This window comes from Shewanella sp. 5S214, from assembly GCF_041439795.1.
Classification (GTDB): domain Bacteria; phylum Pseudomonadota; class Gammaproteobacteria; order Enterobacterales; family Shewanellaceae; genus Shewanella; species Shewanella vesiculosa.
On sequence record NZ_JBGOOV010000030.1, the window covers coordinates 12039 to 27733 of the forward strand.

Below are 15695 nucleotides of genomic sequence, written 5' to 3' on the forward strand. Positions count from 1 at the left end.
TATGGCAACTCAAAAAAATGCAAGCATTAAGAATAGCAATGACCAAACTGTTCGTCGTAAAACTGCGGTTACAAAAATTGAATTAAAATCAGAAGCCGTGTATTTACATATGCGCGGACAATCTGGAGAAGCTATACACAAATCACTTTATCGAATGGGTGAGCTTTTTAAAATGACTCATCGGTCCTCGGATAAAAAAGTATACAACACAATTAAAGATTGGTTTCAAACAGAAATCATTGATGTTGCAGAAAAAGACATCGATAAGTTAGTAAATTACTTTGAAGCGCTTCAAAGTGAGTTAGTGCCAGGCTACAGTTTTTTAGATATTAAAAACCCTAAAATGGATTTAGAATTTAGTATAATTCATAAAAGCCATTTGGATATAATAAATTTAATATCAAAGATTGATATTGTTATGGATGATATTGAAGCAATTGCCTTGTCTGGTTCTTTTGATGATGATATTGAAAACAACGCCAGAAATCAGGCTTTATCCATTTTAAATAACATTGCATCAAAAATATTTAAAATTACTAAACCAGGAAAACGTAATGGTGGGCCATTCTCGCCCGGATTTTTCTTGGAGGGTCTGCAAAAAGGTGTATTCACTTTATATCCCGACCCAGACACAAAAGTCGAAAGCAATGTTGTTAACATGGATTCAAAAAATGAATCTGAGTTAATAGCTAAAAAAACTGACACTGAAAATGTTGAGTTAACTGAGGCTGTATAAATGAGTAGTCTTTCAATTCATGCGTTTAAATTTAGAGTGCTATTAAATTCTTTATGGTCACGCATTGATGTTTGGAAATCTGTTAAATCAAAGACCGAACTTGAAGACGAAAGAAAATTAGATGCCGTTTTACATTATCCTTTGAAAACGGCATCGATACCTCTTGTGCAAATCGAAAGTTTATTAAATCGTCATAAAGATAAAATTAGAATTATCGAACGTGATATTGGGTTAATTCATAAAGGGTGTGAATTTAATTTCGTTGATTTGGTTGAAAGTACCATTCGAGCATACATTGGTTACTGCCACCTAATCCCAGCATCAGAAATGGACCATCATCAATATATCGGTGGTCTATTAGAGCATTCATTAGATGTTTCAATCCGATCGTTGCAATTCTCAATGAGTTTTATGCTAGATCAAATGGGTCTAGTAGATGAAGACCAAGCACGCAGGCCTCGTTACGAATTTGCGGCTTGGGTATGCGGGTTATTGCATGATGCTGGGAAAATAATTTCAAATGTACAAGTGATTGGCTCTAACGGTGAAATTTGGCGTCCATTGAATGAGTCAATATTTGATTGGGCTGAAAGAAACCAAATAAAAGAATACACCGTTGTTCATCAAAAAGAGCGGCTACAAAATGACCACGAAACCAATTCCGTTCACTTTTTACCACTTGTGTTAAACGATGTTGCCAAAAATTATCTAATCGGTTCTCACGACGATTTGTATTCAATGATAACGCAAACTTTGGTTCATTATCATTCATACAAAGGATATCTATTCAACGCGGTTAGAAAGGCCGATTCAGAATCGACATACGAAGACTATGCTCGTGTTTGGCTGCATGATTCGTCTAGAAAGAAATCATTAACCATAGGTGTTGTAAATGCCATGCGTTCGCTTTACTCAAATTGGGTGGTGAACAAAATTGGTGGAGATTTATTTGTATTTAATCATCAAGTATTTCTCTCAGCAGATCGCCCTATCAGTGATGTAATAAAAAAATGTATAGATTATGAAATCAAACTACCAACATCGCCAAAGGCGCTAATATCAATCTTGCTTGATAAGCGCATTTTATCCAAGGTGAGTGATAAAAGTACCTTTGCCAATTTATACCTAGGTGAATTTACTGAGGAAAATATTCATGAGTTTGCAGAATGCAAAACGGGTCCAATGGCAAGGATATCGCCGATTACCGTAATCCTTGTTGAGTGGGCAAACTTTGTTGTGGGTGATAATCCGTTGCCAGGCGAAGTTCATGGCGCGTTAAGGTACAACACAAGTGCGAATAAGAATGTTCATAAACTCTGCAATAACCAAGGAGTAAGCATCGTTGCTCCTAAAGATAGCGCAGTAGATGAACAACTTGCCGAGCTATCTCCTGAAGAAATGCAGCCTATTCCGACAAATAATGAAAGTGTTAATCCGGAACCCAAGGCTAAACCTAAGCCTAAGCCAAAAGCTAAACCAAAAACGGCAACTAAAAGCCTGTCAAAAAATTCAGCAAACACAGATAAGAGCGATCCTGAAAGTAAAGTGGGGAAAGATCCGATAAGTGCTCCTGCAACGGTATCTAGCACTGAGGCAGTTAGTGAGGGGGGTACTAGTGATAACCAACCTGTCACGGCGAAGAAGCCAATCGTAAGAAACAACACCGAATCGAAACCCAAAAATATTGAACCAAACTCAAGTGCTGTTGAGGAGACTGTTAATAGCGATTATCCATGGATAGTTAAACAGCGTAGACCTAAGCCTGTTGATAAAGCATTAGCGGAATTACTGAAGGCGCCTGATGACAATTTCATTTGGATAGATAACGGGGATGTTTGCGTAAACATGAGCTTTCTGACTGAGAGAACTGATCAATTCTCGGCACAAATTATCAATGCAATGAGTTTTTTAAAGTTATTGAAAAAAAATTGTAAGGGTAAAGAAATCTCAATTTTGGACAAGCCTGATAACAAGGTGATGTATGTATTGCTCAATGACACTCTTAGTAAGTTATTTTTGCCTATTTTATTAGCAAACAAATTGTCTGAACCACCAAAAGATATTGAGTCTTCCGATGTAGAAACCAGCAATCAAGATGGTGAGTCATTACCTGAGCCGCCTAAAGATATTAAGCCTTCCGATGTGGAAACCAGCAATCTAGATGGTGAGGCATTACTGGAACAGCCTAATGATATTCGGCCTTCCGATGTAGAAACCAGTAATCAAGATGTAAGTGATGATGGAGATGATATTGATGATCTGACCTCAGAAGCCACATTAATGGAATATAGCCAACTTATTTCGAAGCTAAAAAGTATATGTCCAACATTAAAGAACAGCGAACTAAGAGATTTCTGTAAAGCTGAGGGTATTGCACCAATCGTTACGGAATCAGGCCAAATTAATATTGAAATAACGTCGGTCCAACTAGATGAATTAAAATGGAAACTGAGGGATAACAATGAATAATCGCAGTCGTTTAACATACAGTGAAACTCTCTTTAGGCCGCTTTATGAATTAAATTCCGCTTACGTATATATCGGGGCGGGTGTCGCTACCGGTTTTATCAGTCAGGTTAGTGAAATTAGTTCTAGTTCACTAAATACGCCAACTATCATCGCTGGTGGGCTCATTGGTGTGGGCTTATACAAAATACTGTGTGCGTACCCAAAGATGAGACAACAATTAAAACTTTTCATCAATAAACTAGAATTTATCGATATTGATGTAGTTCGGTATATCAACAAATGGAAATTCAACTCTAAATCAGAAAACTTTAAATACACTGACAAACGAGAAATATATATCGGTAATGGTTTTGAGTGGGGCCCCCAACACGCACAAAGGGCTTATCAAATTATGGATTTATCTGTTGATTTGCGTGAAATGGAAATCCCATTCGCATTAAAGCCGATTGTGCTTAAATACCGCAAGCATACAAAAAACATGGGGGGTAGGACTTGGATACACGCTATAGGCGAGGAAAAACCACAGATAGTCAATGAGGATACCTTTTATGGTCATTCGTTTATTACAGGTGTAGTTGGTAGTGGTAAAACGACCCTATTACGACTACTTGGTACTGGTTTTTTGCATATGGGCAATTCTATAGTAGTCATTGACCCTAAAGATGATAAACACTTAAAAGAAGGGTTGAGAAGTGAGGCTAAGGCATTAGGTATTGGGCATAAATTTTATGAGTTTTGTCCTGCTAGACCAAGTGAGTCTTGTGCAATTGATATTCTGAAAAACTTTGCAATTCCTTCGGAAATTCCCACACGCATAGCTAGTTTATTAAAATCCGGAAGTGGAGCAACAGACAGCTTTATCGAATTTGGTTGGCAAACTATCTCACAAGTAACAGATGGGATGATTTTTTGTTCAGAAAGTCCAAAACTTACTGAGATCTATCGTTATATGCGTTCCGGCAAAACAGAGTTATTAGAAAAGGTACTTAGTAAGTTTTACGAGCTAAGATTTGGCCAACATTGGAAACAATCAAAACTAAGTCAAATGGAAGGGCTTGGAGATTCCACACTTGAAGGTATGCACAACTATTATACGCAAAATATTCCAAGTAAAGAAAAAAATGCGACTGTTGATGATGTAATTCAATTTGTCACGCACAACCATGAACATGCCCAAAAAATGTTAGCTAGCGTATTTCCGTTATTCAAAGTCTTATGCAGTAACCCTCTGGATAAATTACTTTCGCCTACACGTGGACAAGATGACATCGAAGTTATCGACATTAAACGGGTCATTATGGACGGTGGGATAATTTACTGTGCACTGAACTCAATGAATGACCCAAGAACTGCCGGCCATTTAGCTAAATTGTTGCTAGCGGATATTTCATCTTGTTTAGGTGACCGATATAACTATGGAACAGGTGAAGAACGTCGAGTATCTATATTGGTTGACGAAGTGCATGCTGCCGTGGCGGGAAATGACAGTCTCATTAACAACCTAGCGCAAGGACGTGCGGCGAAATGTCAATTTGTGTTAAGTACGCAGACAATCCCCGATTTAATTGATATGACAGACCAGGCCACAGCCGATCGATACTTAGGATTATGTAACAATTTTTTTAGCCTTAAAGTCACAGACATTCAAACTCAAGAATATGTAGCTAAACAATTCAGTCAGACTAATATCAGCGATGTTGGTGTTCAGTATTCCATTCAATCAGCCACAGGCCAAGCGTTATCCGAGTTTTCTGGTGGATACAAAGAAAATATCACAAAAACTCGAGAAGATATGTTCCCGACCTCGCTGATAGGCGATCTGCCGAAGCTGCAATATGTTGCGCGACTCTCTAACGGTCAAAAACTCAAATGTAAACTACCAATTATTAGAGGTTAGCCAGAATGGATATTTCTAGAATTACTTCACAGCATGAAGGGGCGTTGGAAATCGTCAATTCATTAGAACGGTTAGTGGGAGGCACCAAATATCTTCTGCTTCACTCAACGCCAATTATCAATATCATTTTGCTCAAGGCTATGCTGGCATGGGAGCGGGAGTCCGAAAAGGGTTTAGAACTCCAGTTTACAAAGTTTGCTGAATCGATTTTGTACGATTTATATAAGGTTACTTATTTTAAAGTCAGCTTAAAAAAAGATGATGAAGAATCAATTCACTGGGATTGTATTTCACAGACTTTTGAAGAGTTTAAGGTTTCGTCTCTAAATGAGAAAAGAAAAAACAAAAAATGTGACTGCTTTGGGGATGATCCAACCAAACCCACTAAATGTCACTGTTTGAAAGTCGAACATATAGATAAACGCTCAACATTATCGAATGAGGCTATCTCGCTATTACTCGCCCGACACGTATTTAATCGCCGAGTGCTTAACTTGCTAGGTCTGCCCTTACCTACTCGACAAAGTGTTTATTCTTTGAGCCATTCACTCACAGAACATTGCTAAGAGGACGCTTATCATGTCAGAGCTAATTAGGGATCATGGAATATCGAAATTGCTTTCATTATTTTTACTGATTTTTACCGTTAGTATTTTAGTGATATTGACCTCAGTTCCCAGCCAGATATTTCAGAGAGAAATGGAAACAGAGGTGAAATCGCTATCGTCATTAATCAATGAGAATCAGTGGTTAGACCTAACGTTACAAGTGAAGAACATTTACACCAATAACTACATCAACAATGGGGTCCAGGAAGCAATAGAAAATGCATTGTTACCAAAAGGAAACTACAAGGTAAAGGAGATTGTTGAGAAATTTAAAGGAGATTTCATTCTCGAGCGTGTAGTGAATAACATTCATATTTTGTCATACCAAATGGTCTATAGAGTTTCAATGATGAAGTATTGGATATGGGTCATGCTGCCCTTATTCATCGCACTAATTTATGACGGTTATATGATTAGAAAAATCCGGATGTATGAACCTAGGCAGATATCAATCAAAGGGTCACGGATTTGGACTCGCTCGATTGTATACATGCTCGTTTTTACTTTTTGTTATTTATTAATTCCAAACTTTCTTGGACAAAAGGCACCTTGGTATCCAGTAGTGATGTTAATGCTAACGGCTTTGGCATGTCGAAACACCATTTCAAATTATATGAAAGTTGCATAGGAAATTGAATATGCTTAATCCAGCATCAGAACACGAAGCACTCGGTATTTTAAAACAATACTTAACGGTTTATAAGCGCACTAATTATGGGAAGTTATCCCTACTCGGTGGGATTATCTTGTTAGGTTTTTTAGGCAATATTGTCGGCTTCTTTACACCATCGGAATCACATATAGCAGTGATCCAAATCAGTGGTGAAATAGGTGCCGATAGTGACGTAGGGGATGGCCAGAAAATTGCGACTCATCTTTTAGACGCTATGACCAATGATGAATCAAGCTTGATTGTTATCGAAGCGAATTCACCGGGTGGCTCACCCACCGACTCGCAAACTATTAATGAGTTAATAGTTCAGTACAAACAATCAAACGATCCAATCGACACTGAAGTAGCTAAAAACATTCTCAGTGTTATTAAAGATCCCACAACTCCATTTAATGAAAATTTTGAGAGTGATATCGACGTGAAAACGCAGCCACGAAAGTTAATCGTAGCGGTTGTCACTAAACAATGCGCTTCCGCCTGTATACAGTCGATCATCAATGCTGATGTCATTATAGGTCAGCGAGCTTCGCTGATTGGAAATATCGGTGTCAGATTAAGCAGTATCAACTGGTCTGAATTAGCAAAGAAAGTCGGTGTGACAAGTACAGTTATTACGTCTGGACCATACAAGGACATGCTTAGCCCTTGGAAAGCCATAGACGAAGAGCAAATTTTAATAGCAAAAGAGACATTAATTGAACCCGTGTTTGAGCAATTTAAGTCCGATGTTATCGCTGCACGAGCAGATAAATTAAAGATAAATTACGACGTGTTGTTCTCAGGTTTGGCGTGGACAGGAGATGACGCTGTAAAGACTGGTCTTATAGATGCAACGAGTAACCCCGTAATAGTAAAATCAGCGCTAGAGAAGATAATTGGAGACGATTATAAGATTTATTCTAAGAGTAGTTTTAGCCTTGGTTCCTTTATAAAAAATCCATTCAAATAGATTATTTTTTGAGAAATTCATTTCAGGTGCCGTTTTGGACGCTGAAACGAGGTGGCCTACAAAAAAACAGTAGTACGATAATATCGAAATCACTAAACCTTGAGGAAAAAAAATGGAACATACATTTAACTTACCGACAGTAGCAAGCCAAGACGCATTAAATAAGAAAGGCATTTTAGTCCTCTTAGTTTTATGTGTTCTTTTTATGGTGTTGTCGTTTGATTCAGCAGCGGGTTCTGGCGGTACAGCCTTTACCTCAATTTGGACTGAGTTATCTGGCTGGGCGGACGGTGCTCCTGGTAAGATTATTACCCTGCTCGCATTTTTTGCAGCATTATTTAATGTGTTAAAGCAGAACTACTATATGGCTGTAGGTGCATTTATTGGTGGCATGTTATTAAGCCAATCAGTCGCCATCATCAACATCTTCTTGACCGGTACAATCTAATCCAAATAAATCAAAAAGGCGCCATTATTTGCGCCTTTTTTTGATTCAGCGTCCCAAACGGCACCTGAACCGTCGTAAAAACACTGATAACTCATGTAACAATAAACCTAATTCATTATTAATCGGTGGGTGGGGAGAACATGGCAACTTACAGAATTCCTTATCGGGTAAATAAACCACTATTGGTATTGTTTTTTACCTTAGATCAATTTATTCCAATCGCAACAGCCTTTGGGCTTGGCTATACATTTGGTGCAGTATTTGAATCAACCATCTTTGCTGTTATGTATTTCAAAATCACCAGTTACTTTAACGAAAACCATCCCAGAGGCTTTGTTGAGCATGTGCTTTGGTATTGGGGGGTGATGCCTCTCAAACTTGGCTTTACCGTTCCAGATCCACTAAAACGGGAGTTCATTAAATAATGGAAATTCTAAAAAACGCAAATGATGTAAGAAAATCGCTCATAGATGCCATCACCACACGAAACGTGACTCTTTTATCAAATTTATTATTGAGTATTGGGATTTGTATATTTGCATTTAAGTTTGCATTTTTCGAACCGGGCTCAGTCGTATTACCCAATGCGCCTATGACCGAAGTAATAGAAGTACGCGGGGATTGGGCTAACGCATCGTTTAAAAGAGGTCACGCAATCGCCTTTGCAGAATTGATCGGTAATATTAGTAAATCCAATATTAATTTTGTAAAAGAACGCTTTATGTCGGCGGCTACGCCCAATTTAAGAGAACAATTCCAAGATGAGATAGATCGTCAAATTGCCATTATTAGCGCAAGAAAACTCCAGCAACGCTTTACCATTGATGATGTTTATTTTGACGAGCATCAAGATGTGGTTTGGATTTGGGGGTCACGAGAAATCACCTTGCCGGGGCAACCTCACTTAATTAAAACATGGACATATGAATTTAGAATAGGCGTCGCCAGTGGTATGCCCAAGATTTCCTATTTTAAACAATATCCCGGAAAGCCAAATACGCGACAACGTGTTGTTCCAGCAGCCGATACTATTCCAGAGTTAACAGAAGACATGCGCGCAGATCTAGAAGAATCAGGTTCAGAAGTTAAGGACGTTAAATAATGAAAAAATACATAAGACTGTCGATTATATTCAGTGCAATGATAAGCCAGTCCGTCTTAAGTGCACCAGAAGGCGCTTCCACTAAAGTGTCATCAGATCCAGTAAATGAATTTTCGCTACCTGTACAAACGTCTAATCAGCGACTGAGTTCTGACTATATCGATCAAAATAGTGCCGATAGTCCTGTTTCATACATTTTTAATTCTCTGAAGTCAGCTGTACCTGATAATGAGCCAGTCAAAGCACCGCAGCAAGTAGACCATTATGGTCGAATTTTGGCCGATGGTGACAAATCAAGCTTTGGACGCGCATTGCAAGCAAGCTATAAACCTGTACAAAATTATTCACTCAAGCCCGGTGAAAATATTGCCGTGGCCATTGCTGCAGGATTAATGAATCGGATTAAAACCAACTTCTCAATGGTGGCGATCCGTACATCAGACGAAGACTCGATAATTGAAGCCTCTAACGGTTACATTTATATCACCACCAATTCTATGACCCCTGTTGGCATTATGGTTTATGAAGAAGGTTTGCCTGAAACGGCAATCTCATTGGTGCTTCAACCAGATAATAACCCACCGGCAATGGTAAATGTGGACGTAAAGTTAACAGGTGAACAGCGATACTTAATGAGCCAACGTAAAAGAGAACGTGAGAGATTAAAAAAAATCGATGATTTGGCCAATATTCATAATGAACAACTCAATACGGCTTCACACGTGTCACGCCTTAAATCGATGTTATTACCGATTGCTCAAAATGGCATCCCAAAGGGTTTTACTGAGTCGGTTGAGATCCCCAACACGTTAAGACAGCCTTGTTCCGTTGCAGTTAGACAAAAAACAGCGCAACGCTATGCTGGTTCACGTGAATATATCGATGTCGTGGTGATGTACAACCAAACGTCATATGCCTATCAAATTAAAGAAGAACAATGCTTAAGTCGTGATGCCTTGGCAGTTGCTTTTATTGACCAATCGATATTGCAGCCAGGTGAGTCAACTGAAGTCTATATCGTGAGAGATAAACTTTATATTGAGAAGATGGAAAAAAGTAACCGTCGTAGACAGATTAGCGCACAAGAGCTGGGCTTGATGCGGGAGGTTAACTAATGTCAAAGATAGCAATTAAAGAGTTTTGGGGAGATCCCAAGAAGCGGCAAATTATTATTTTGGGCGTATCACTAATAAGTTTGTATTTCTTAGTCCCTGTTTTCTTTGCTTCATCGAATGCACCGGCAAATGTCACCACTACGAATAATGGAACTGAATTATTTTCCGTTGAAGAAGTCTCGCAGATGGAGGAAAAGAAGACCAAGGAGCTATTTGACCAGTTGTCAGCCGATGCTCAAAACCGAGAAGTTGCTGCGTATGCTCAGGAAAATAGACTGAAAGATCGCGAAAAGAAAATTGAAATGGAAATGACTAAGTTCAGAAATGAAATTAATCAGCAAAAATTAGTCATAAGCCAATTAAAAAGTGAAATTTTAAACCGTAAGGACATTCAAGGTGCTGGTAATGGCAATAACCAAGGTGATGGCACCATTATTCGTCATGATCAAAATGGGAATGTTGCACAAATTGTAGAACGTCCACAAACGCAGATAATTACTCGTCAGCCATTGGTAAAAGGGAATGTTTTACGCACCGTCACTCAAGGTAAAGTGCGATCAGTTAAAGAAACGGGTCATATTGAAGAACAAGACGTTAGCATGGTAACAGTCTCGGAAAACTCGCAAACCGTACAGAATGATTCAAAGGTTGATAATGGCGTCAATCCTAACAAAGTAGATGATAAAAAATATAAATCAACTTGGTTATCGGCAGGCTCAATATTGACGGGTACATTGATAAATGGTGTTGATGCGCCAACATCAGGAGGCCAACAAAGTAAAATGCCTATGCCCGTTTTGATAAGGCTTAAGCAAGAAGCGTTAATGCCGAACAATTACACTTTAGATATTCGGGAGTGTGTTGTAATTGGTACCAGTATTGGTGACTTAGCTACATCCCGCGCGTTTATTCGAGCTGAGGCGATATCCTGTATTACTGAAGATAATGAAGCGATTGAAGTACCGTTGATGGCCTATGCAGTTGGCCGTGACGGTAAGAACGGCATCGATGGCACGTTGGTCAGTAAATCTGGTAATTTAATGGGTAACGCGATGACTGCTGGTTTTTTGTCAGGTTTATCTGATGCCGCATCACCACAAGCGGTAAACGTGGTCAATACCAGTCCCAGCGAAAAATCATTATTTCAAAGCACAAATTGGGCCAGTATGGGGCAATCTGCTGCGTTAAATGGCGCGAGTACCTCGTTCGATATGATTGCGAAATATTACTTAGAAATGGTTGATGCCAGTTGGCCGGTAGTCGAAGTCCTTGGTGGTCGTGAAGTTGATTTTATTGTTCAAAAAGGTCTTGCCTTAAAAATAGGGAAATAGCCCATGTCTGCTAAAAAGATGGAAAACCGCCCATTGTGGCAAACCATAGCGACTATCATGTTATGTATTCTGACGGTGGTAGTCATTGTGAACAGTGTTATCGATTACAAGATGCAACCATTGCTGAATACCATCTCACATTTGCAACAAGCCAACGCAAACAAACCTGAAGTCAGGACCATTAATACAAAAGTGATGGCAGAACACTTTGCCTTGGCGGGTTACGATACGCCGACGCAACTTGAATACATTGATATTCTGAAAATCCTACTCGATAAAAGCAATATTATCGCTATCAATGATGACGTATTACAGTTTAAAGATTCTAAATACGCATTGAAATTGAATAGTATAGAAACATTGCGACAGAGCTTAAATGAGTTAGGTATAGAAAATCCTAGGGTAAAAAATCAAGCGCAGTATGAGGAACGAGAGCGGTTACAAAAATCAATATTGGAACAATTAACGAAGAGTATAACCACTCAATAGAGAATGCCCACTAAAGAGATTTACTGTGACCGTCTAGCAAACTAGAACCTGATATCGACGGCTTGTTACCATGGAATTTAAAAATAGGTGTGGTTTGCTAGACGTTCACATCATGCTGATATCAAATGCGGTTATTAATATTTTAGAGCGAGAACATCGCTTGTTAGCCTGTGGAGAGACTGAATTGTTAGGGTCTATGAAGCAGGTTCCCTTGAAAAACTGCAAGGTAAACTCACTTAAGGCTGCAATGCAGTATAGGGTGTTCTACTATAGCTGCGTTTCCCGGACTAGTGTTGGGAGGATGTCAACAATTGAAATTGAACTGGCCAGCCCTCGTACCAATGTGCAAACTCCCATACTGGCATAGGCCGAGCAATACCATAGCCTTGACACAAATGACAACCCAAATCAGCTAAACTCTTACCATGAGCAATCGTTTCAACGCCTTCGGCGATCACATTAAGATTAAACACTGACGCTAAACGGATAACGCCCTCGACAATTCGCCAATCATCTTCGCTATCAAGCATCCCTCGCACAAAACTCTGATCAATTTTTATAGTCGATATGGGTAATTGACGTAAATATGTTAACGATGAATAACCCGTACCAAAATCATCAAGGGAAAAATGGACGCCTAAACGTTTACATTCCTGTATGATCTCGATTGCTGATGCGATATCTCCAATGGCAGCACTTTCTAAAATTTCTATTTCTATAGCTGATTTAGGTAAGTTGGGAAATTTAATAAACGTAGATTTTAAGAACGTACAAAAGTTCTCGGCCAATAACTGCCGAGCACTCACGTTAATACTTACCTCTATTGGGCAACAATTCATATGCCAATAATGACATTGCGATACAGCAGTATTGATAACCCATTCACCCAACGTAATTTCAAGATCCGTACCTGCAATATCGGGTAAAAACTCACTCGGAGCAACGATGCCTCGCTGTGGATGATTCCAACGAATTAAGGCTTCCACCCCAATAAGTTTACCGGTGGCAAGGTTTACTTTAGGTTGATAATACATCTCAAATTCATGACATTCAAAAGCAGATTTAATTTCTTCTAACCAAATTCTACGAGCAATAATATTACGTTCAATTTTAGGATCAAACATTTGAAAACAGTTCTTTCCTGCTGCTTTGGCCATATACATAGCTTGATCAGCATGACGCAACAAAATATCAGGATCAACATTTTCAGGATATAAACTGACGCCAATACTCGCACTTAAACGCAGACTAACATCATCCAGAACGACTGATTGGTCAACCGCCGCCAGGATTCTCAATAACACTTGAGTACATTCCTCCTCTGATTTAATTTCAAACAAAATAACAAATTCATCGCCACCGACCCGTGCAAATGTATCTTGCTGACGAACCACCTCAGAGACATTATCCACTATCGCAACTAATAATTGATCGCCCATTCCATGACCATAACGGTCATTTACCGCCTTAAAGCTATCAAGATCCATAAAACATACAGCACAGAAACTGCTATTACGGCTAGCATGCGCAATTGTCTGCTGAAACCTATCTAATAATAAGCGACGATTTGGTAATCCTGTCAGAGCATCATAATTTGCGACACGATCCAACTCAGCCTCATGTGATTTTAGAAGAGTGATATCAGCTTGAGTTCCCGAAATCATCAACGCCCTACCCTGGCTGTCTTCTTCTACAACTCGGCCTTTACACAATATCCAACAAACCTCGCCAGTTTTGTTAATGCCACGAACCTCAAACTCGATACTGTTCGTTTTATATCTTAGATGTTGTAAAACTTGTTGTTCTATTTTTTGTACATCTTCGATATGCACATATTGACGCCAATTATTAACCGTTAGTTGCATCTCACCGGCTTGGTAACCTAATATTGCTTCAAATCGAGGACTTAATTGCACCTCACCAGTTATGACATTCCAATCCCAAAAGCCCTGCTCAGAACCTTGAATAACCCGTTGTAATTGAGCGGTCTGCGCCTTCAATTGATACTGTAGTTGTCGCGCCCAAGTAATATTTTGTACCGTGCCGTGTAATTTAATAATTTTACCCTGATGATCTCTCTGCGCTTGACCAAGGGCCATAATCCAATGGTGAGAACTGTCGGGAAGCATCAATGCCGCTTCACATTCATACTCTTCCCCGGTATCCACACATCGCTGGATCAAAGTCCTTAGCACTTTCCAACTGGCTGGCGTAAATAATTGCTGTACATCATCTATGGGAGGTACAACTTGCTTATAGGGCAATCCATAAACAACAAAAACCTGCTCAGACCAAGTATGTAGATCGGTGACTAAATCCCATTCCCAACTGCCAATACCAGACAACTGTTGTGCTTGTTTTAATCCCATTTCACTAATGCGTAGATGCTGTGCATTTTTTTCTTGAGTTGTAATATCCCTTGCAATCCCGAACAATCCGCAGATAGCTCCTTTAGCGTCAAACACAGGACCTTTAGTTACCTGAAACACTGTGGCAACTTCATGTATACGCAAATATTCCTTATGCGTAGTAACCATTCCAGACGCTAATACCATTCTATCTTTTTCTTGGATAGAGTGAGTTGATTCTGCATCAAAAATATCAGCAACAACTTTCCCTAAGATTTCATCAACTTTTTTACCGACAAAAGCAGCAGCGCCTTTGTTAAACAAGATATAACGTCCCGCTAAGTCCTTCACAAAAATACCATCAGTTGTTTGAGACACTACAGAGTCGAGTAATTGATGATTGACATTTAGTTTTTGCAACGAAGCACGCAAATAGCCGCTTAAAGCACTAATAACTATACCGTAAACACTCAAACTAATGAGCTGTAACCAGTCAACTGAATAAATACTGTCAAGATTATTGGATGCGGGATGAAGGTAATAGATACACAAGACCGAGAAAAATGTAGCGGTGAGCCCTGGAGCGAAGCCCCCGCTAATTGCACTTAATGAAATAGGCAACATGAAGATCAACAGCAATAAGCGCTGGTGCTGCTCAGCCGAAAGAGAACTTGCAAACCACAGTGTAATAAGCGTAAAGCCTAATATTGCAACATATTTAAGCCAAGAGATATGACTTGTAGATACAGCGCGAGAAAAAGTGGTATCCAGCAGATTACTGGATGGAGATTGATGACGATCGGGAACCATATTCAAAACAAAAATAAAGATAAACGCACTCGTAAATACAAAGAAAAAACCTTTGGCGAGGGATAAACGAAACACAGTTTCGGGGTCTGTAAATGCCAATAACAATTGATCTGATAAAAAAATCCATCCAAGCGCTGCAAGAGCATAACTGGCGACGGCTAAAACAATATATTGAATTCGAGATTTACGATTCTGTGCAATACTATTTACCATTCGCACTCCATAATGACTATCGCCAAATCACCATAAAAGTTAATAAACATATCAAAACCAGTACAGTATAGATAGTGAATTACTCCGACACATACACATTAGCATCTGCTGTTAACTCAGCAGGCTCATCAACTCAGCTTCGTTAAACAACTCTCCTTGATAGTCATGGCTTTAACTGCTCGCCCAAAACGCTTTTGCTGAGCTAAGCGAAATTGCTCCAGTAACTGCTGCACCGAGTGTTTAAGCTCAGCGATTTGAGCCGCCAGCGTCTCAAGCAACAATTACTTAATAAAATCAACGTCGTTGTATAAGTGGTCGGGGCTTAATTTCATGGTGTCATTATACAAAAATGGCCCTTCGATAAGGGCAAAACAGTGATATAATTATCGAAAACTGCCTTTGCAATGACGATCAATTAACTGCAACTCAAGCCGTTCACATGCTGATGTCCCAGCACATAAAAACCAGATAACAGCCAATGAAACTGTTGCTCAGATATTTGGATCC

Annotated in this window: 13 protein-coding genes; 12 read left to right on the forward strand and 1 reads right to left on the reverse strand. The window is 39.3% G+C overall.

Translation table 11 applies throughout. From position 1 onward, the window contains the following. The first annotated feature begins 1 nt into the window (after position 1). The 12 genes from ACED29_RS17410 (at position 2) to ACED29_RS17465 (ending at position 11817) form a co-directional block, all read left to right on the forward strand. A complete protein-coding gene (locus tag ACED29_RS17410) occupies positions 2-736 on the forward strand; it encodes a hypothetical protein (RefSeq protein WP_347690943.1) in 735 nt (244 codons plus the stop codon). Next, positions 737-3205 (forward strand): MobH family relaxase, encoded by a 2469-nt coding sequence (mobH, locus tag ACED29_RS17415; RefSeq protein ID WP_371698216.1) that lies wholly within the window; start codon positions 737-739, stop codon positions 3203-3205. It begins immediately after the preceding gene. Next, entirely contained in the window at positions 3198-5102 is a 1905-nt protein-coding gene (gene traD / locus ACED29_RS17420; protein ID WP_371698217.1) for a conjugative transfer system coupling protein TraD, read from the forward strand. The genes mobH and traD overlap by 8 nt, the downstream gene beginning before the upstream one ends. A 5-nt stretch (positions 5103-5107) precedes the next feature. Next, positions 5108-5668, forward strand: coding sequence for a hypothetical protein (locus tag ACED29_RS17425; protein WP_182741306.1), 561 nt, complete (start codon positions 5108-5110; stop codon positions 5666-5668). Positions 5669-5681: 13 nt separating this feature from the next. Continuing rightward, entirely contained in the window at positions 5682-6338 is a 657-nt protein-coding gene (locus ACED29_RS17430) for a DUF4400 domain-containing protein (protein WP_347690939.1), read from the forward strand. A gap of 10 nt (positions 6339-6348) precedes the next feature. Next, positions 6349-7332 (forward strand): S49 family peptidase, encoded by a 984-nt coding sequence (locus ACED29_RS17435; RefSeq protein ID WP_347690938.1) that lies wholly within the window; start codon positions 6349-6351, stop codon positions 7330-7332. A 112-nt stretch (positions 7333-7444) separates the two neighbouring features. Beyond that, a complete protein-coding gene (locus ACED29_RS17440) occupies positions 7445-7780 on the forward strand; it encodes a hypothetical protein (RefSeq protein WP_182741303.1) in 336 nt (111 codons plus the stop codon). Positions 7781-7920: 140 nt separating this feature from the next. After that, positions 7921-8205: a type IV conjugative transfer system protein TraL gene (gene traL / locus ACED29_RS17445; RefSeq protein ID WP_182741302.1), complete on the forward strand. Its 285-nt coding sequence runs from the start codon at positions 7921-7923 to the stop codon at positions 8203-8205. Continuing rightward, entirely contained in the window at positions 8205-8882 is a 678-nt protein-coding gene (locus ACED29_RS17450; protein WP_371698219.1) for a TraE/TraK family type IV conjugative transfer system protein, read from the forward strand. Before traL ends, ACED29_RS17450 begins: the two co-directional genes overlap by 1 nt. Then, positions 8882-9997, forward strand: coding sequence for a type-F conjugative transfer system secretin TraK (locus tag ACED29_RS17455; RefSeq protein WP_347690936.1), 1116 nt, complete (start codon positions 8882-8884; stop codon positions 9995-9997). The genes ACED29_RS17450 and ACED29_RS17455 overlap by 1 nt, the downstream gene beginning before the upstream one ends. Further along, positions 9997-11328, forward strand: coding sequence for a TraB/VirB10 family protein (locus ACED29_RS17460; protein ID WP_347690935.1), 1332 nt, complete (start codon positions 9997-9999; stop codon positions 11326-11328). The genes ACED29_RS17455 and ACED29_RS17460 overlap by 1 nt, the downstream gene beginning before the upstream one ends. Positions 11329-11331: 3 nt before the next feature. Beyond that, positions 11332-11817, forward strand: coding sequence for a hypothetical protein (locus ACED29_RS17465; RefSeq protein WP_347690934.1), 486 nt, complete (start codon positions 11332-11334; stop codon positions 11815-11817). 287 nt (positions 11818-12104) lie between these two features. On the opposite strand, the gene ACED29_RS17470 is transcribed toward ACED29_RS17465, so the two are convergent. Further along, positions 12105-15188, reverse strand: a complete 3084-nt coding sequence (locus ACED29_RS17470; protein WP_371698220.1) for an EAL domain-containing protein — start codon at positions 15186-15188, stop codon at positions 12105-12107. Positions 15189-15695 lie beyond the last annotated feature (507 nt).